This is a genomic window from Reyranella sp. (assembly GCF_965229815.1).
Classification (GTDB): domain Bacteria; phylum Pseudomonadota; class Alphaproteobacteria; order Reyranellales; family Reyranellaceae; genus Reyranella.
On sequence record NZ_CBDDJN010000002.1, the window covers coordinates 339,536 to 357,303 of the forward strand.

Consider the following 17,768-nt stretch of genomic DNA (forward strand, 5'->3'; position numbering starts at 1 on the left):
GGCTTAGCCTTTTTTGTCGCGGTGGCAAGTCGTCCAAATCCGTCCGCGGCGGCAACGACCATCGAAGCCGCGCCGCTAAAAACTCCAGATGTGATCGGAAATCAAGGGGCTGCGTGAAGGATCCCGCCGGCCCCGTGCTTCGCGGCCCGGTCTAGCGGCCAGTCTAGCGGCCCTTGCGGCCGCCCAGGACCTCGGCATGGCTGGCGGCGCCGACCGCCTTGACCATCTCGAAAATGCGCTTGCGCACGCGGCTTTCGCGGATCTTGTAGTAGGCCCGCACCAGCTCCAGCGTCTCGCGCTTGATGAGCGGATCCTTCTCCTGCTCGAAGGGCGTCGCCGCCTCGCCGAAACCCTTGCGGCCGCGACCCGACATCGGGCGGCCGGAAAGGGCGTTCGAGGGCATCTCGTCGAAGAAGTACGAGACCGGCACGTCGAGGACCTTGGCGAACTCGTAGAGGCGGCTCGAGCCGATGCGGTTGGAGCCGCGCTCGTACTTCTGGATCTGCTGGAATGTCAGGCCGACGGCAGTGCCCAGCTTCTCCTGGCTCATCCCCAGGAGCGTGCGGCGCTGCCGCATGCGCGCGCCGACATGGACGTCTACGGGATGTGATCTTGCCATGGGTCTCTATTCCTCTCGCTCTGCTCTCATCCTCGAAGGAGCTCTCGCCTTCGACGGAGGTTGTATGAACTACGCTCTAAACGCTTCTAAAGTGTGGCCCATCTGCAAGTCCATCTGTGCAAAAATGCATATCTACACGTCAGGGCTGCATATGACATTACCCGCTCATGTTGATAATGCAAGCCGAAGATGGACGCTCCTCTCATCCGGTCGTTGTGCTGTCATCCCGACGAATGCGCAAGATCGCGACCAGCACCGACAGAAGGGCCACAACCAGCAGAAGTAAAGTCCAGTCGCCCCAAAGGCCATAGGGCGTCGGTGACCGGGCCGGCGGAAGACGGTGATCGAGAATGCCTGTCTGCCGCATATCGAGTGAAGCGAGCACGCGACCGTAGGAATCGATCACTGCCGATACGCCGGTATTGGCGGCGCGGATCATAGGTAGGCCCTCTTCGACCGAACGCAACCGGGCGCTCACGAGATGCTGATAGGGCCCGCTGCTCAACCCGAACCAGGCGTCGTTGGTGACATTGAGCAGCCATTGCGGCCGCGCGCCGGGACCGGTGACCGCCGCCGGGAAGATGACCTCGTAGCAGATGATCGGCGAGAACGACGCCAGCCCCGGCGGAGCGAGGGTCACGCGCCCCTCGCCGACCTCGAACGAGCCGCGGCCGATGAAGCCCGAGACCGGTGCCAGTTGCTTGTGGAAGGGGATGTACTCGCCGAGCGGCACCAGATGGACCTTGTCGTAGTGCGCCACGATGCCGCCGGCCCGGTCCACCACCAGCAGCGAGTTCCAGACGCCGTCCTCGGGCCGCGGCGTGCCGCGGGCCGCCCCGGTGATCAGGTATCCGTCCGGCGGCACCGCCGCCTTCATGACGTCGAGCGCCGGGGAGCCGGGCTCGATCACCAGCGGGGGTGCCGTCTCCGGCCAGACGACCGCCGCCAGGCGATCGAAGCCGGGCCGGCGGCTCATCTCGACGAGCTGGGTGAGCTGGGCCTGGCGGGTCGCCGCACGCCACTTGTCCGCCTGCGGCACGTTGGGCTGGACGATGCGAATCCAGGGCCCGCCCTCGGCGACGGGCGCCACGGCCAGATGGCCGGCAAGTCCTGCCAGCACGACCACCGCGAGGGCGGCGGCCGATGCCCACCATCCGGCGACGGGAGCGGCCAGGACCAGGAAGGTCAACATGCCCAACCCATAGACGCCGAACAAGGCCGCGCCTTGCAACAAAGGCGTGGCAAACGCCCAGACGTGGCCGAGCGGGTTCCATGGATAGCCGGTGAAGACGTGGCCGCGCAGCCATTCCGCGGCGGTCCAGGCGATGGCGAGCACGACGAGGCGGCCGTAGCGGCCGGCCAGCGCGGGCCAGCGGTCGACGATCCGCCGCGAGGCCCACGCGGCGAGGCCGGGAAAGAAGCCCAGCAGCAGGGCGAGGCCGAGCACGAGCGGCGGCCCCAGCGCCGCGAAGTCGGCCGGCGGCACGTAGAAGGCCTCGAGGATCCAGTAGGAGCCCACGGCGAAATGCCCGGTGCCCCAGGCCCAGCCGCGCACCAGGGCGGCCCGCGGCGTCGGCGCGGCCGACCACAGCCACACGAAGGCGCAGACGCCGATCACGCCGAGCGGCAGCCAGTAGAGCGGCGGCATGGCCAGCGCCGCGACGGCGCCCGCCACGAAGGCCGCGCCCGAGGCGCGCCACCCCTTGAGATTCATCACCGCTCGGCGGTCAGACGGCGGCCGGTGCCGTGTTCGGCGGCCGTACGCGCAGGCGGCGGATGCGCCGCGGATCGACGTCGAGGACCTCGAACTCCACGCCCGACGGATGACGGACCACCTCGCCGCGCTCGGGAATGCGGCCGAGCAGCGAGAAGATCAGGCCGCCGACCGTGTCGATCTCGCGCCGCTCGTCCTCCGACAGGACGCGGCCGATCTCCTGCTCGAGCAGCTCGATCGGGGTGCGGCCGTTGACGTCGATCGTGCCATCGACGCGGCGCGCCACCGTCGGCGTCTGCGCGACGTCGTGCTCGTCCTCGATCTCGCCCACGATCTCCTCGACCAGGTCCTCGATGGTCAGCAGCCCGTCGGTGCCGCCGAACTCGTCGACCACCAGCGCCATGTGCGTGCGCGAGCGGCGCATGTCGAGCAGCATGTCGAGCACGGGCAGCGTCGGCGCCACGAACACGACGCGCCGCAATATGTCGCGCAGGTTGAACTTCTTGGGCGTGCCCCAGTAGGCCAGCACGTCCTTGATGTGGATCATGCCGATCACGTCGTCGAGCGATTCGCGATAGATCGGGTAGCGCGAATGCGCCTCGGCCTGGATCAGCCGCACGACCTCGTCGAGCGGCGTGTCGGCGGCCATCGCCACGATGTCGACGCGCGGCACCATGACGTCGGCCACCGTCTTGTCGCGCAGCTTCAGGATGTTGGCCAGCAGGACGCGCTGATCGTCGCTGATCGGCGTGTCGCTCTCGGGCGTCTCCTCGATCAGCTCCTCGATCGCCTCGCGGACCGCCTCGTTCTTCTCGCGACGCCTCAGGCGACGCAGGATGGCCCGCAGCAGGCCGCCCGTCGAAGGGACCTCCGTCGCGATGGACGAAGACGGAGGTTGGTATGGCTCGCTTGCCGAGGCCGGGCCGTCGCCCGGCGGCGTACTGTGCGCAGTGGAGTCCGGCATGGTCGATAAGATAGGCTATTGCCGACGCGTTGCAATGTCGGATGTTCCTCATGCGTTCCTGCAAACTTCCTTCGGGCGCAATGATGCCGCTCCTCGGGCTGGGCACCTGGCGCATGGGCGAGAGCGGCCGCCGGCGCGCCGCCGAGCTCGACGCCCTCACGTTCGGGCTCTCGCTCGGCTACCCGATGATCGACACGGCGGAGATGTACGGCGAGGGCGTGGCCGAGGAGATCGTCGGCGAGGCGATCAAGGGTGTCGCCCGCCGGCCCTTCCTCGTCAGCAAGGTCTATCCGCACAATGCGACGCGCAGCGGCACGGTCGCCGCCTGCGAGCGCAGCCTGAAGCGGCTGGGCGTCGAGCGCATCGACCTGTACCTCCTGCATTGGCGGGGCGGGGCGCGCCTCGAGGAGACGTTCGAGGCCTTCCATCGCCTGCGCGCGGCGGGGAAGATCGGCGACTTCGGGGTCTCCAACTTCGATCGCGACGACATGGAGGACGCCGCCCGCCTCGACAAGGGCCTGAACGGCTCCAACCAGGTCCTGTACTGCCTGTCGCGGCGCGGCCCCGAGTTCGATCTCCTGCCGTGGATGCGGGAACGGTCGATCCCCCTGATGGCCTACTCGCCGCTCGACCAGGGCCGCCTGCTGGGCAAGCCCGCGCTGAAGAAGCTCGCGGCCGAAGCGGGCTGCACGCCGGCGCAGCTGGCCCTGGCATGGGTCATGGCCCAGCCGGGCGTGGTCACGATCCCGAAATCGTCGAGCCGCGCGCGCGTCGAGGAGAACTGGGGCGCCCTCGACGTCGAGCTCACGCCCGCGCTCCTGGCCGAGCTCGACCGCGCCTTCCCGCCGCCGGAAACCCGCCAGCCGCTCGCGATGCTGTAGCGCATTTCTTCCTCCCCAGCGCGCAACGCGCTGGGAGGAATTCGCAAACTACGCGTTGCTCTTGTCGCGCAGGATGGCGGCGATGTCGTCGGGATCGCACTTGATCGTGAGGCCCGAGCGCTCCTTCTGCAGGATCATCGACGAGCGCGAATCGCGGCCTTCCCAGCCGCGCGCCAGCGCCTCGGTCATCTCCTCCAGCGTCAGGTTGGCGAGGCGCATCGGCACGCCATGCTCCTTGCCGACCTGCGTGGCCAGCGACACGTCCTTGTGCGCGAGCTTCAGCGCGAAGCGCGGCGGGTCGTAGACGTCGGGCAGGAAATGGTCGGCGAGGCCGTCGAAGGTGCGGCGCCGGCCCGTGACGCCGTTGCGCACCGCCTTCCACAGGGTCAGCGGATCGACGCCGGCCTTCACGCCCATGGTGAAGGCCTCGGCCAGCGCCGTCTGGATCATGTAGCCGCTGAGATTGTGCACCAGCTTGGCGACCGAGGCCGAGCCGATCGGTCCGATATAGGCGACCTGGTCGCCCGCCGAATCGAGCACCGGGCGATAGCGCTTGAAGACCTCCTCGTCGCCGCCGACCCAGATCGCCATCTTGCCCGACTGCGCGCCGGCCGGGCCGCCGCTCACCGGGCTGTCGAGCAGCACGGCGCCGCGCTCGGCGAACAGCGGCTCCAGGCCGCGGATGACGGTCGGCGAGTTGGTCGTGAGATCGAACAGCGGCTGGCCGCGCGTCAGGCCGGCGAGCAGTCCACTGTCCCCCTTCACGACCGCTTCGAACTCCTTCGGACCCGGCAGCGAGGTGAAGACGACCTCGGTCGCCTCGGCGACGGCCTTGGGTGACTCGGCCCAGGTGGCGCCAGCGGCGCAGATATTCTCGGCCGCCTGACGGCGGGCGTCGTGCACCACCATCTCGTAGCCGGCCTTGCGCATATTGGCCGAGATGCCCGAGCCCATGGTGCCCAGGCCGATGAATCCCACGCGCATGAACGTTCCTTCCCTAATATGGATCGGCGATGCCGAGCTTTGCGAGGATCCGACGTTCCAGCGCTTCCATGCGCTCGGCGTCGGCGTCGCTCGTCTCGTGATCGTATCCCATCAGGTGCAGCGTGCCATGCACGACGAGATGCGCGACATGATCGGCCGGCGTCTTGCCCTGCGACTTCGCCTCTCGCCAGACGGTTTGCCGGGCCAGCACGATGTCGCCCAGGAATGCGCGCTCGCCCGACGGATAGGACAGCACGTTGGTCGGCTTGTCCTTCCTGCGGTCGCGCGCGTTCAGCGTGCGCACGCGCCGGTCGTCGGCCAGCGCGACGGTCAGCGATCGCTCGCGCTTGCCGACCGCGGCACGCGCGGCCTTGCGCACCAGCCGCGCCACGCCCGGCAGGACTCGCGCCCAGGCCGGGTCGAGCAGCACGACGTCAACGGTGGTCGGGCTTGATCTTCTTGTCGCGCGCGTCATAGGCCTCGACGATCCGGGTCACCAGGTCGTGGCGCACCACGTCCTGCGCCGTCAGCCGGATGAAGCGGATGCCGTCGACCGCCTGCAGCGTCTCGACCGCATCGGTCAGGCCGGACCGCTGGCCGCCCGGCAGGTCGGTCTGGCTGGGATCGCCGGTGACCACCATGCGCGAGCCTTCGCCGAGGCGGGTGAGGAACATGCGCATCTGCATCGGCGTCGTGTTCTGCGCCTCGTCGAGGATGACGTAGCAATGGGCGAGCGTGCGGCCGCGCATGAAGGCGAGCGGCGCGATCTCGATCTCGCCGTTCTCCATGCGATGGGCGATCTGCTCGGCCGGCAGCATGTCGTGCAGCGCGTCGTAGAGCGGCCGCAGGTACGGGTCGATTTTCTCCTTCATGTCGCCGGGCAGGAAGCCCAGCCGCTCGCCGGCCTCGACCGCCGGGCGCGACAGCACGATGCGCTCGACCTTGCCGGCCATCAGCAGCGACACGCCCATGGCCACCGCGAGATAGGTCTTGCCGCTGCCCGCCGGCCCCAGCGCGAACACCATGTCGCGCTCGCGCAGCGCCGCGAGGTAGCCGCGCTGGCCGGGCGAGCGGGCCTGCACCGTGCGACGGCGCGTGCGGATGCCCTCGCCGTCGCCGCCTTCGGCGCCGGTGCGCGCGAAACGGATGGCGGCATCGACGTCGGCCATCTCGACCGAAAGCCCGCGCTTCAGCCGTTCGTAGAGGCTCGCGATCGCCTTCTGGGCGATCGCGGCATCGTCGGTCGTGCCGGCGATCGCCAGCTGGTTGCCGCGGGCGCTGAGCTGCACGTTGGCGAGCTGCTCGATGCGGACGAGATTGCGATCGTGGTTGCCGTACAGGAGGGCGAGCAGCGCGTTGTCGTCGAACGTCATGCGGCGCACGTCGGCCGGGCGGCCGGTGGCGGCGGTGTCGCTCACGCGGCAGCCTCCCAGGCGCCGGCGACGATGGCGCCGGCGAGGCTGTTGGCATGGCCTTCGATCAGGCGCACGTCGACGATCGAGCCGATCAGCCGCGGCGGCCCATCGGCATAGACCGACTGCAGCCACGGCGTCTTGCCGATGACCTGGCCGGGCTTGCGGCCGGGCTCGGCGAACAGCACCGGCACCGTGGCGCCGACCTTCGAGGCGTTGAACGCGCGCGCCTGGCGGCCGAGCAGGGCCTGGAGAGCGGCGAGGCGCGCGGACTTCAGGGCCTCCGGCACTTGGTCGGCCATGGCCGAGCCCGGCGTTCCCGGCCGGCGGCTGTACTTGAACGAGAAGGCGGACGCGAAGCCGACCTCCTCGACCAGCCGCATCGTGTCGTCGAAGTCCGCGTCGCTCTCGCCGGGGAAGCCGACGATGAAGTCGGAAGACAGGGCGAGGTCGGGCCGCGCCGATCGCAGCCGGTCGACCAGGCCGCGGAAGAGATCGCGGCCGTGCCGGCGGTTCATCGCCTCGAGGATCCGGTCGGACCCCGACTGCACCGGCAGGTGCAGGTACGGCATAAGCTGCGGGACCGTGCCGTGGGCGGCGATCAGCGCCTCGTCCATGTCGCGCGGATGGGAGGTCGTGTAGCGCAGCCGCGCCACGCCCTCGATCTCGGCCAGGGCGTGGATCAGGCGGGCCAGCGACCAGGTCGATCCGTCGGCGGCCTCGCCGTGCCAGGCGTTGACGTTCTGGCCGAGCAGCGTGATCTCGACCGCGCCGCGGGCCACGAGCTGGCGTGCCTCCGCGAGGATCGCCGCGGCCGGACGCGAATACTCCGCGCCGCGCGTGTAGGGCACGACGCAGAAGGTGCAGAACTTGTCGCAGCCTTCCTGGATCGACAGGAAGGCCGAGCCGGCCCGTACGCCCTGCGGCGTCGGCAGGTGGTCGAACTTGCTCTCGGCGGGAAAGTCGGTGTCGAGCACGCCGGCGCCGGGAAGGCGCTTGCCGGCGCGCCGGATCGCGGCCTTGCGCTCGGCCTCGGCCAGCAGTTCGGGCAGGCGGTGGTAGGCCTGCGGGCCGACCACGATGTCGACGGCGGGCTGGCGGCGCACGATCTCCTCGCCCTCGGCCTGGGCGACGCAGCCGGCGACGGCGATGGTGAGGTCACGTCCTTCGGCCCGCCGCTCGACCTTGGCGTCGCGCAGCCGGCCGAGCTCGGAGTAGACCTTCTCCGAGGCGTGCTCGCGGATGTGGCAGGTGTTCAGCACGACCAGGTCGGCTTGGTCGGGCGTGTCGGCCATCGCATAGCCGAGCGGCCGCAGGACGTCGGCCATGCGGTCGGAATCGTAGACGTTCATCTGGCATCCATAGGTCCGGATGAACACGCGCTTGCGCTGCCCGTCGGTGCGGACGTCCGTCATCTGTCTCCATTGGTGGATCGGGCGGGTTGTATCAAATGCTCCCTGTCGCCGCTAGGGGGAGGGAGCACGAGGGAGGACCGGGCCGGAACCGGCCTCAGGCCGCCTTGCGGGGCGGCGGCAACAGTTCATAGCGGCCGGAATTGGCCGCCTGCACCGCCGACGAGACCTCGCGGAAGCAGTACTCCGCCAGCTTCTTTCGGTCGCCGAGCGCCTCGATATCGACCGGCGGGAAGAAGGTCACGATCGCCTCCGTCTCGCCCAGGCAGACCATCTGCCAGAGGTGGGGCACGAGATCGAGATCGCCGAACCAGGCGAACAGCGGCCGCCAGTAGCGGCCCAGCGGAATCCCGTCGAGGCGCGTGTAGGCGATCGCCACCGACTGGACCGCGATCGGTGCATCTTCGTGGCGCAGCTGCGCGACGCCGAACAGGGCGCTGCGGAAGGGCAGGACGCGCGTGCCGTCGCTGCTCGTCCCTTCCGGGAACAGCATGAGATTGTCGCCGGTGTTCAGCCGCCGCATCATCTCGTCGCGGCTGTTGCTGGTCTTGCCGCTGCGCCGCTCGATGAAGATCGTCCGCTGCGCCTTGGCGAGCGTGCTGAAGAACGGCCAGGTCGCGACCTCGGCCTTGGCGACGAAGCTGCCGGGGATCAGGCCGCCCAGGACCTCGATGTCGAGATAGGAGACGTGGTTGCACACGTAGAGGGTCGGCGTGACGTCCGAGCGCTTTCCGTGCACCCGCACCCTGATGCCGAGGATGACGCAGACCAGGCGATGATAGCCCACCGGCATCCAGCGGATGACCGGCCGGATGCGCAGCATCAGCGCCAGCAGATAGATCGGCAAGGCCGCCAGGGTCAGCAGCAGATAGGCGAGCAGCCGAAAGGCGCCGCGCAGGGGAGAACCGATCCACATCGCCCAAGTCGGCCGGTCAGCTGTCCTGGTCGCGCATCCCGCGTTCGTAGTGGCGGATGTACTTCTCGGTCACGAGCTCGGTCTTCACGATGATGAAGACATCGGTGGTGTTGAACTCCGGATCGATCACCGCGCCGTCGCCGACATAGCCGCCCAGCCGCAGGTATCCCTTGATGAGCGGCGGCACGCGCGCCATCGCCTTGCGCGGGTCGTAGCTGCCCGGTTCCAGCACGTCCATCCGGACGTAGCGGCTGGCCAGCGCGCGGACGCGGATCTCCGGCGGCGCGAGATGATGGTGATAGAGGTAGGAAAGTCCCAGCGAGTGCTGCGCCGGATCGGTGCCCGGGAAGCTGGCGCAACCGAACATCACCTGGATGTTGTAGTGGTACGAATAGAGCGCGATGCCGCGCCAGAGCATCTGCATGGTCGCGGTGTTGCGCGCGTCCTTCTCGATGCACGAGCGGCCCAGTTCCAGGACCTCGCCCGGATAGTCGATCATCGGCTGGATGTCGTACTCGGCCGACGAATAGAAGCGGCCCATCCTCGCGGCGGCGGACCGCCGGATCAGCCGGTAAGTGCCGACGATGCCCTCGGGCCCGTCGCCGCGACGGCGGTCGAGGACCAGCAGATGGTCACAGACCTCGTCGAAGGCATCGAAGTCGCGCCGCCGCGCCGCCATCTCGGGCGTCGGCCGCGCCGTCATCTCTTCGTAAAAAACGCGATAGCGAAGCGCCTGCGCCGCATCGATCTCCGCGGCGCTCTCGGCCAATCGCACTTCGAAGTCGCCGGCAACGACCTTGACGATCTCCGCGCTGGAAGCGGGAGCGCCTAAAAGCTCGGCTTCGCTGTCAGCGCGGTCAATGCGCATGTGCCATCCGCAAGGGACCCGCCCCGATCATGCGCCCATTATCGGGCCGATGACGGCCCCGTCCACTCATTTTTGGCGGTCGGTTTTCCCGCCCAAGGGCACGCCATAGAGTTCGAGCCGATGACCCACCAGACGGTATCCGGCCTTCTCGGCGATCCGGCGCTGGAGCTCCTCGATCTCGTCGTTGTGGAACTCCACGACCTTGCCGGTCTGGATGTCGATCAGGTGGTCGTGATGCTCCTCGGGCGTCTCCTCGTAGCGCGCGCGGCCGTCGCCGAAATCGTGCTTGGCGAGAATGCCGGCTTCCTCGAACAGTCGAACGGTTCGGTAGACCGTCGCGATGGAGATGTTGGGATCGATCGCCGTGGCGCGGCGATGCACGGCCTCGACGTCGGGATGATCCGACGAGTCCGAGAGCACCCGCGCGATCACGCGCCGCTGATCGGTCATCTTCAGACCGCGTTCGACGCACATCGCTTCGAGCTTGGATTTCTGATCGGGCATCTTCTCTACCCTACACCGACCTGCGCTCGGGGTATAGTTGGCATGCGATGACCATCCAGGCCGATCAGAGCATCGACATCACCGGCGAGGTCTGCCCGATGACCTTCGTGCGCACGAAGCTCAAGCTCGAGCGCATGCAACCCGGCGAGATCCTGAGCGTGCGGTTGCGCGGCGACGAGCCCCTGCGCAACGTCCCGCGGGCGGCACGCGACGAAGGCCATGCCATCCTGTCCATCGAGCCCGACGGCGATGCCCATGTCCTGATCATCCGACGGGCCTAGCGCCGGTCAACTGAGACTGAGACGCATGACGATGGCATCGACAGCATCGCCCGACACGCGCCGGTAGTAGGCGCGGCGGCTGCCGACCGGCGCAAATCCCCACGACCCGTACAGGCTTCGCGCCGGCTCGTTGTCGCCGGCAACCTCGAGGAAAAGCGACCGCGCACCCGACGCGCGGACACGCTCGACGACGGCCTGCAGCAGCCGACTGCCGGCCCCTTGCCGCCGGCGAGTCGGTGCCACGGCGATCGTCAGCAGCTCGGCTTCGTCGGCCGCGATCCGGCAGAGCGCAAGGCCGGCGTCGCCTCCCTCGATCTCGAGCAGGAAGCCCGCGACACCGGGCGATGCGAGGAGCTCGGCAAAGTCCTGGCGCGTCCAGGCACGCTCCCCCAGGGGAACGAAGGACGCGGCATGCAGGGCGGCGGCGCGGTCGAGGTCGAGCGCACCGAGGCGCGACAGCACCATCGCCATGAACCTTCATTCAACCGTGCGCCGCGCGCCGTCGGGCAGCGTGACGTTGACGCCGCGCAGGTAGAGCGGCCGCGGCAGTCCCTCGCGCGCGTTGCGCTCCCGCCAGGCCTCGATCCCCGGCGCCGCGGCGAGCCGCGCCAGGACGACCGGATCGGGAACCGCCTCCTCCGCCGTCGCCGCGATGCCGCGGTCGACGAGGTCGGCGGCCAGCCGGTGCGTGCCCGATCCGACGATCGCGCACGCCCGTCCTCGCAGACGTCCGGCAAGATCGTCGGCCGAGGCGAGGAACGGCGCCTCTCCTTCCGCCATCGCGCAGAACCAGTCGCCGAGCTGGCTGTCGATGGCTGCGATCGGGAGCTGGCCGGACGGCGGCGCCTGGGCCAACAGGACGGAGGTGGTCGCGACGCCGGCGAGCGGCACGTCCAGTCCGACGGCCAGGCCGCGGGCGGCGGCGAGGCCCACGCGCACGCCCGTGAAGCTGCCCGGCCCGGTCGTGACGGCCACCAGCCCGACGGCGCGGCGCGCGATCCCGGCCTGATCGAGAGCCGTCGCGATGGCGGGCAGCAGGCGCGCCGCCTGGTCGCGCCCCTCCTCCACCACGGTCGCCAGCACGGTCTCGCCGCGGAGCACGGCCACGCCGAGACCGGTCACGGCACAGTCGAAGGCCAGGACGATGCTCACGGCATCCGCCTCGCGCTGGCGTCACGGCAGCGCGCTGGGCATTGTGGGCTCATGAAGCCCGACCTTGTTGCAATCGCCCCGCCCGAATTCGATGTCGATGTCATGCTCGCCTATGCGACGCCGGCCAATCTAACGGGACGACCGCTCTACCGGAATGCCGAATGCTGGCTGCACCGCGAGGCCGCCGCGAAGCTCGCCGACGCGATCGCGCTGGCGCGGCCGCTCGGGCTCAGGCTGCGGATCTTCGATGCGCTGCGGCCGGTCGAGGCGCAATGGGCGATGTGGAACGTAAACCCCGACCCCGAATTCCTCGCCGACCCGAGGCGCGGCTCGCCGCATTCGCGCGGCGTGGCGGTCGACCTCACGCTCCTCGACGGCGACCGCGAGCTCGACATGGGGACCGGGTTCGACGCCTTCACGCCGCTGTCCCATCATGGCCGGCTCGACGTGCCGGTGGAGGCCCAGCGCAACCGGCTGCTGCTGATGGGGCTGATGACCAGCGCCGGCTGGGATTTCTACCGCAATGAATGGTGGCACTATCAGCTGTTCGATCCGCGGCGCTTCCCGCTGCTGAGCGACGCCGACCTGCCGCGGCCGATGATGTAGCGCTCCGGCGCCGCCGCGTGGAGCGCCCGACAGTCGGCGCTCAGTGCTCCGGCAGCCGCGCCCTGTCGAAGTCGCCGAGCTCGTTCTCGCGCATGATCTGGCGCACGAACTGCACGTACTGCAGGCCGCGCTCCGAGTAGCGCAGCAGCGTGCCGATCAGCTGATACCCTTCGAGCGACTCGCCCTGCTGGCGCATCCTGGCGCGCGCGGTGCGGAAGCCGGCATAGGCCGGATGGGTGTTGAGGTTGGCGATATAGGCTTCCGTCGCGTCGCCCACGCTGGAGAAGGGCTGCGGCATGCCGCGACCCGGCTTCCACGGCGCCGCGACGCTATGGCGCCCGACGGCCTGGATCTGGCCGTAGAGAGCGTTGGCGGTGCGTGCGGCGAAGGAAGTCCCCCACCCCGATTCGACGCCGCCCTGGGCGATCGCCATCGACGGCGGAACGATGTCGACGCGCTTCACCAGCTCGTCGATGTCGTCGACCGAGCCGTCGTAGCGATCGGCCAGATCGTCCAGCCAGATGCGCTCGAGCGGGCTGAGGCCCTCCTCAAAGGCAAGCTTCTCGCGAATCTGCAGGAGATGCTCGCGGTCGGCGAGGACCCGCTGGTTGACCTCCAGCACCACCGGCAGGATGGCCGTGATGAACAGCGTCTTGCGCTCGTTGCCGTCCTTCTTGCCGAGATCGTCCGGCACGCGCTCGACCTTGAGGGGCGGCACCGCCTCGCCCAGGCGAATCTCGTTCAGCGTGTAGGCAACGTCGCGGAAGAACCCCGCCAGCTCGTCGGCCGTGCGCGGATTGATCGGCTGCATCTGGACCTTGCGGCGCACCGCGTTGCCCGGCGCCGCGAAGCGCCCGTGGCCCATCGTGGGGCGCTCGGCCGGATAGTGGAAAGTGTCGGCAGCCTCCGCGACCTGGCGGCTGAGCTCGTCGACCTCACGGCGCACGAAGATCAGCGCTTCGGGCTCGGAATCCATGACGGGAAGCGAGGCGGACTGCGGGTCGAGCGTCCGGGCATTGGCGGCGCCGATCGGCGCGAACGACAGGTACGGCGCGATGTCGAAGGACGGCAACGGCTCGCTGAGCCCGATGCCGGTGGCAAACACGGCTGCCCATGCAGCCGGGAACGCAAAGCGGCGCCCCCGTTCCATGACGGGCAGAATCGCGAAATCCATTGAGCACACCCTCGTTCGTTTCGTTGGCCCAAACGACGAACCCGCGCCGCGGCCCCCACGACCGCGGCGTTGCGTTCACGCTGTACGCTTGAGCGAAGCGGCCTACTGAGCCGCCTGAACTTCGATGACTTCCGGCACGTAATGCTTGAGCAGGTTCTCGATGCCCATCTTCAGCGTGGCGGTCGAGCTCGGGCAACCCGAGCAAGAGCCCTGCATGTGCAGGTAGACCACGCCATCACGAAAATCCTGGAAGACGATGTCGCCGCCGTCCTGCGCCACCGCCGGACGCACGCGCGTGTCGAGCAGGTCCTTGATCTGGGCGACGACCTCGTCGTCCTCCTCGGCAGCCGCCTCGCCGGCCGCGGCATCGACGATCACGGGCTCGCCCGACGTGTAGTGTTCCATGATGCCGCCGAGGATCGACGGCTTCAGCACCTGCCAGTCGCGGTCGGCGGTCTTGGTGACGCTGACGAAGTCCGCACCGAAGAACACCCGCTCGACGCCCTCCACGGCGAACAGGCGCCGCGCCAGGGGAGAGGATGCGGCCGCGTCCGCCGTCGCGAAATCCATCGTTCCCCGCTCCATGACCACGCGGCCAGGGATGAACTTCAGGGTCGATGGGTTCGGCGTCTGCTCGGTCTGGATGAACAATCCAACCTCCACTTCAAGCGAGGCGCGCGGCCCCGCTCAGGATCGGGAACGGGACATCGCCGGTCCCGGGTAGGCATTCGACGTAGGAACCGCCGCCGGGCCGATCAAGTTGATTCTGGAAACGCCTTGAATAATTATTATGGAAAGAGATGCTATAATCAATAAAAGAGAACACGTTGCGCCGATATGCGCCGAGAGAATGGGTCCGTGCATGCAGCCATAAAGATAATCCGCCCGCCCCTGTCGCGCATTTCGTCGCAGAGGCCGACCGCCCGCATCAGGAAATGGCGTCGATTTCCGCCTCGGTGAGAGCGCCGGGAACGATGGTGAGCGGGATGCGCAGCTGGCCGCCTGCCTTGCCGGCGAAGGCCGTCACCAGCGGCCCCGGTCCCTCGCCGCTCGAGGCACTGCCGAGCACCAGCACGGAGATCGAGCGATCCTCGGTCAGGAGCTTGACCAGCTCGTCGCGGCTCTTGCCCTCGCGGATGTGGATGGCGGGGGGCTGGCCGGTGAGCGACACGGCGACATCGGCGTGCAGGCGGATCACTTCCTCCGCCTGGTGCCGCGCCTCCTGCCGCATCAGGTCGACGACTGCGCCCCATTGCTGGCCTTCCGGCGGCTCCATCACATAGAGCATGGCGACGCGGCCGCCGGTACGCTTGGCGCGGCGGCAGGCATAGCGCAGGGCGTTGCGCATCTCCGGACTCTCGTCGACGACGACGAGGAAGGTCCGTTGCGCGGCCCGACCCTGTTCACTCATGGCTCTCTCCCTTCGCCCGATGGTGCATTCGTCGAGGCAGGCGTCACAGGCGCCGCATCAGGGCACCGCCGATCCAGCCGACCAGCAGGGCCATCACGATGGCGCCCAGCCCGTACCAGGGTCCGTCATGCGACGCCCAGCCCGCGAGCTGGGCGCTGAACCCGACCTTGCCGACCGGCAGCGGCCGCGACACCGCCGCGACGATGCGGCCCTCCCGCAGGAGATAGGTGCGCACGTCGTAGACGCCCTCGGGCAGGCGCGACGGGAACGGCAGTTCGGCCCTGAACAGCCGCCCCGCCTGCACCGTCACCTGGCCGATGGCGGCGGGGTAGAGACCCTCGCGCCGCTTCACCTCGACCAGCCCGGCGCGGAACTGCGCCACCCGGGCCGCCTCGTCGGCGGTGACCGGCTTGATCGAGGCCAGCCGGTCCTCCAGCGACAGGATTTCGCCGCCGGCGCCGCGCGCCAGCAGCCGCTGCAGCGGCTGGCTGGCGGCAATGGCGTAGTAGGCCGGCACGTCGTCGAAGGCCTGGCGACCCGTGTTCAGCCACAGGCCGAGGACGCGCTGCTTGCGCAGCACCGTCTCGCGCGCCGACGGCCCGGCCACGACGACGACGATCTCGCCGGGCGGATCGAACATGCCGAACAGCAGGATGCTCTCGCCCTGGAAGGCGGAGGTGATGTTCACGCGCGGCCGGGAGAAGTCCACGATCAGCTCGGGAGTCGCCACCTCGTTGGGCACCGAGGGCGGCACCGACGGGTCCGACGGCGGGCCGAAAGGCCCGCTGCCGAGCGGAGCGGTGCCGGGCGGCGGCTCGACACGCGGCCCCTGTGCGGCGGCGCTCCCGGCGAGCAGGAGGGCGAGGCCGGCGGCGGCCAGCCGCAGCATCCGTCGGGGCCTCACAGCGGCACCACGCGCTGGCCGAGCGAGTAGAGCGAGGACGGCGTGCGCAACAGGTCGGTCAGCAGCTCGACCGCGACCGCCAGGATGAGCACCGCCATCAGCCCGCGCAGCGCGACGCCCGGCAGCCGTGCCGCCAGGCGCGAGCCGATCGGCGCGCCGATGACGCCGCCCAGGATCAGCAGCAGGGCGAGCACGACGTCCACCGTGCCGTTGGTGGCGGCCTGCAGGAAGGTGACGTTGGCCGCCACGAACAGGATCTGGAAGTTGGAGGTGCCGATGACCACGGCCGTCGGCATGCCGAGCAGGTAGATCATGGCCGGCACCAGCACGAAGCCGCCGCCGACGCCCAGGATCGCCGACAGCACGCCGATCAGGAAGCCGATGCCGATCGGCAGCAGGGCGCTGATGTAGAGCTTGGACTTGTAGAAGCGCAGCTTCAGGGGCAGGCGATGCACGAGATAATGGGTGTGCAGCTTGCCGCGCGGCGCCTCGGGATTGCGCCGACGCTTCAGCCAGGTGCGCAGGCTCTCGACCAGCATCAGCATGCCGATGGTCGAGAGCATGACGACGTAGAGCACGGCGATCACGAAATCGATCTGGCCGATGCGCTTGAGGTAGGTGAACAGCCAGACGCCGGCGGTCGAGCCGAACATGCCGCCGAGCAGGAGGATCAGGCCCATGCGCAGGTCGACGTTGCCGCGGCGGAACTGGACCTGCAGCGAGGAGATCGAGTTGGCGATGACCTGGTTGGCCTGGCTGGCCACGGCAACGGCCGGCGGGATGCCGACGAAGATCAGGAGCGGCGTGGCGAGGAAGCCGCCGCCGACGCCGAACATGCCGGCCAGCAGGCCCGCGGCCCCGCCCAGGCCGAGCAGAACGAAGACGTTCATCGAGAGTTCGGCGATGGGCAGGTAGATTTCCACGAGTCTTCTACTTCAGGAGGATGTTGCTGATCTCGCGGAGCTGGGTGCGTGCCCGCAGCAGGTAGAAGCCCTGCGCCGCCAGATGGTTGGGAATGATGAAGCCGTCGGGGTAGCCGTTCCACACGACCAGGGGATCGAGCTCGGCCGCGAGGCGGAAGGTCTCGACCATGGCGCCCCAGGCATTGGCCAGGCCCTTCTCGCGGATCACGGACTGGAAGTCGACGCCGAGATCGCGCAGCAGCAGGTAGTTGGCGTAGAGCCGGCCCTTGTTGAAATAGAAGATGTCGTCGGCTCGCACGTCGAACAGATCGCCGGCCGTCTCGATGATGTGCTGGTCGATGACGGCGGAGTCGGAACCTTCGTCGCTCGCGATGCGGTCGAGCAGGGCCTGGAGGTTGTCGGCGCGCCGCTCGAAGACGGCCTGCCCGGCCGCCAGGCGGCGGTTGTAGGCGAGCAGCTTGTCGCGGCCGGCGCGGTACTTCTGGGCCGAGGTGGCCGAGGGCATCAGCGAGACGCTGGGCTGCCAGATCCAGATGTTGGGCTGCTCGTTCAGGAAGCCGCGCGCCTGCTCGAGGTCGCGGTCGAGCTGGCTCGAGCCGCGGACGCGGCCGAGCTGGTCCATCAGCTCGGTGCCGAAGCGGCCGAGCGCCGCCATCACGCCGCGCTGGAAGTTCGGCATGTTGTCGAGCAGGCCCGACGGCATGAAGAACGGCATCATCGGCGTCCAGGTGTTCTCGTCGACCTCCCGCGTGATCAGGGCGGCGGCGGTGGCCACCGCGCGACTTTCGCCGGGCGCGCTGCTGGCCGCGGCGAACTGCGGATCGTCGTCGATGTTCTGGATGACCAGCGCGCCCAGCGGATAGTAGAGGAGCAGCAGCGCGACCAGCGTCCAACCCAACCAGCTCAACCAGCGGCGGCGGCGCGGCGGCGACGCGGTCGCCGGCGTCCCCCGCCGGAAGCGCACGCGGTCGAGCGCCCGGCGCCATCGCGAGGGTGCGGCAGGGGGTACGGCGTCGTCCGGCTGGAACGTCATGGCTCACCTT

Annotated in this window: 21 protein-coding genes; 3 read left to right on the forward strand and 18 right to left on the reverse strand. The window is 69.1% G+C overall.

Features of this window, described 5'->3' with window-relative positions:
* Window positions 1–163: 163 nt before the first annotated feature.
* The 3 genes from ACO073_RS02035 to ACO073_RS02045 form a co-directional block, all read right to left on the reverse strand.
* A complete protein-coding gene (locus tag ACO073_RS02035; RefSeq protein WP_421994758.1) occupies window positions 164–619 on the reverse strand; it encodes a helix-turn-helix domain-containing protein in 456 nt (151 codons plus the stop codon).
* Window positions 620–821: 202 nt separating this feature from the next.
* Window positions 822–2,333 carry an apolipoprotein N-acyltransferase gene (lnt, locus tag ACO073_RS02040; protein WP_421994760.1) on the reverse strand — a complete coding sequence of 504 codons (1,512 nt, stop codon included), beginning with the start codon at window positions 2,331–2,333 and terminating at the stop codon, window positions 822–824.
* 13 nt (window positions 2,334–2,346) lie between these two features.
* Window positions 2,347–3,297, reverse strand: coding sequence for a hemolysin family protein (locus tag ACO073_RS02045; RefSeq protein ID WP_421994762.1), 951 nt, complete (start codon window positions 3,295–3,297; stop codon window positions 2,347–2,349).
* Between the two features lie 80 nt (window positions 3,298–3,377).
* On the opposite strand from ACO073_RS02045, the gene ACO073_RS02050 reads away from it, so the two are divergent.
* Entirely contained in the window at window positions 3,378–4,178 is an 801-nt protein-coding gene (locus tag ACO073_RS02050) for an aldo/keto reductase (protein ID WP_421994764.1), read from the forward strand.
* A gap of 48 nt (window positions 4,179–4,226) precedes the next feature.
* On the opposite strand, the gene ACO073_RS02055 is transcribed toward ACO073_RS02050, so the two are convergent.
* From ACO073_RS02055 to ACO073_RS02085, 7 genes are all read right to left on the reverse strand, one after another.
* A complete protein-coding gene (locus tag ACO073_RS02055; protein WP_421994766.1) occupies window positions 4,227–5,162 on the reverse strand; it encodes an NAD(P)-dependent oxidoreductase in 936 nt (311 codons plus the stop codon).
* A 13-nt stretch (window positions 5,163–5,175) separates the two neighbouring features.
* Window positions 5,176–5,592 carry an rRNA maturation RNase YbeY gene (gene ybeY / locus ACO073_RS02060; RefSeq protein WP_421994768.1) on the reverse strand — a complete coding sequence of 139 codons (417 nt, stop codon included), beginning with the start codon at window positions 5,590–5,592 and terminating at the stop codon, window positions 5,176–5,178.
* A gap of 4 nt (window positions 5,593–5,596) precedes the next feature.
* Window positions 5,597–6,535, reverse strand: a complete 939-nt coding sequence (locus tag ACO073_RS02065) for a PhoH family protein (RefSeq protein ID WP_421997374.1) — start codon at window positions 6,533–6,535, stop codon at window positions 5,597–5,599.
* Between the two features lie 41 nt (window positions 6,536–6,576).
* On the reverse strand, window positions 6,577–7,989 hold the full coding sequence (gene miaB / locus ACO073_RS02070; RefSeq protein ID WP_421994770.1) for a tRNA (N6-isopentenyl adenosine(37)-C2)-methylthiotransferase MiaB: 1,413 nt from the start codon (window positions 7,987–7,989) through the stop codon (window positions 6,577–6,579).
* Between the two features lie 94 nt (window positions 7,990–8,083).
* Complete coding sequence (locus ACO073_RS02075; RefSeq protein WP_421994772.1) at window positions 8,084–8,902, reverse strand: lysophospholipid acyltransferase family protein; 819 nt, start codon at window positions 8,900–8,902, stop codon at window positions 8,084–8,086.
* A 16-nt stretch (window positions 8,903–8,918) separates the two neighbouring features.
* Entirely contained in the window at window positions 8,919–9,770 is an 852-nt protein-coding gene (locus ACO073_RS02080) for a GNAT family N-acetyltransferase (protein WP_421994774.1), read from the reverse strand.
* Window positions 9,771–9,836: 66 nt separating this feature from the next.
* Window positions 9,837–10,274 (reverse strand): Fur family transcriptional regulator, encoded by a 438-nt coding sequence (locus ACO073_RS02085; RefSeq protein ID WP_421994776.1) that lies wholly within the window; start codon window positions 10,272–10,274, stop codon window positions 9,837–9,839.
* Window positions 10,275–10,321: 47 nt separating this feature from the next.
* On the opposite strand from ACO073_RS02085, the gene ACO073_RS02090 reads away from it, so the two are divergent.
* Window positions 10,322–10,555 carry a sulfurtransferase TusA family protein gene (locus ACO073_RS02090; RefSeq protein WP_421994778.1) on the forward strand — a complete coding sequence of 78 codons (234 nt, stop codon included), beginning with the start codon at window positions 10,322–10,324 and terminating at the stop codon, window positions 10,553–10,555.
* 6 nt (window positions 10,556–10,561) lie between these two features.
* Here the strand turns inward: ACO073_RS02090 and ACO073_RS02095 are convergent, their stop codons facing one another.
* On the reverse strand, window positions 10,562–11,026 hold the full coding sequence (locus ACO073_RS02095; RefSeq protein WP_421994780.1) for a GNAT family N-acetyltransferase: 465 nt from the start codon (window positions 11,024–11,026) through the stop codon (window positions 10,562–10,564).
* A gap of 6 nt (window positions 11,027–11,032) precedes the next feature.
* Entirely contained in the window at window positions 11,033–11,707 is a 675-nt protein-coding gene (gene tsaB / locus ACO073_RS02100; protein ID WP_421994782.1) for a tRNA (adenosine(37)-N6)-threonylcarbamoyltransferase complex dimerization subunit type 1 TsaB, read from the reverse strand.
* 51 nt (window positions 11,708–11,758) lie between these two features.
* Here tsaB and ddpX point away from each other — a divergent pair, with 51 nt between their 5' ends.
* Complete coding sequence (ddpX, locus tag ACO073_RS02105) at window positions 11,759–12,313, forward strand: D-alanyl-D-alanine dipeptidase (RefSeq protein ID WP_421994784.1); 555 nt, start codon at window positions 11,759–11,761, stop codon at window positions 12,311–12,313.
* A 40-nt stretch (window positions 12,314–12,353) separates the two neighbouring features.
* Here the strand turns inward: ddpX and ACO073_RS02110 are convergent, their stop codons facing one another.
* The 6 genes from ACO073_RS02110 to ACO073_RS02135 all read right to left on the reverse strand — a co-directional run bounded on the left by ACO073_RS02110 (window position 12,354) and on the right by ACO073_RS02135 (window position 17,758).
* Complete coding sequence (locus ACO073_RS02110; protein WP_421994786.1) at window positions 12,354–13,487, reverse strand: glucosaminidase domain-containing protein; 1,134 nt, start codon at window positions 13,485–13,487, stop codon at window positions 12,354–12,356.
* A 102-nt stretch (window positions 13,488–13,589) separates the two neighbouring features.
* The gene (locus ACO073_RS02115) at window positions 13,590–14,138 is read right to left on the reverse strand and encodes a NifU family protein (RefSeq protein WP_421994788.1); all 549 of its coding nucleotides are present in this window, start codon (window positions 14,136–14,138) and stop codon (window positions 13,590–13,592) included.
* A 277-nt stretch (window positions 14,139–14,415) separates the two neighbouring features.
* Window positions 14,416–14,898, reverse strand: coding sequence for a universal stress protein (locus tag ACO073_RS02120; protein WP_421994790.1), 483 nt, complete (start codon window positions 14,896–14,898; stop codon window positions 14,416–14,418).
* A 43-nt stretch (window positions 14,899–14,941) separates the two neighbouring features.
* Window positions 14,942–15,787, reverse strand: a complete 846-nt coding sequence (locus ACO073_RS02125) for a TIGR02186 family protein (RefSeq protein ID WP_421994792.1) — start codon at window positions 15,785–15,787, stop codon at window positions 14,942–14,944.
* An 11-nt stretch (window positions 15,788–15,798) separates the two neighbouring features.
* Complete coding sequence (locus ACO073_RS02130; RefSeq protein ID WP_421994794.1) at window positions 15,799–16,725, reverse strand: sulfite exporter TauE/SafE family protein; 927 nt, start codon at window positions 16,723–16,725, stop codon at window positions 15,799–15,801.
* 7 nt (window positions 16,726–16,732) lie between these two features.
* Entirely contained in the window at window positions 16,733–17,758 is a 1,026-nt protein-coding gene (locus ACO073_RS02135; protein ID WP_421994796.1) for a DUF2333 family protein, read from the reverse strand.
* Window positions 17,759–17,768: the final 10 nt, after the last annotated feature.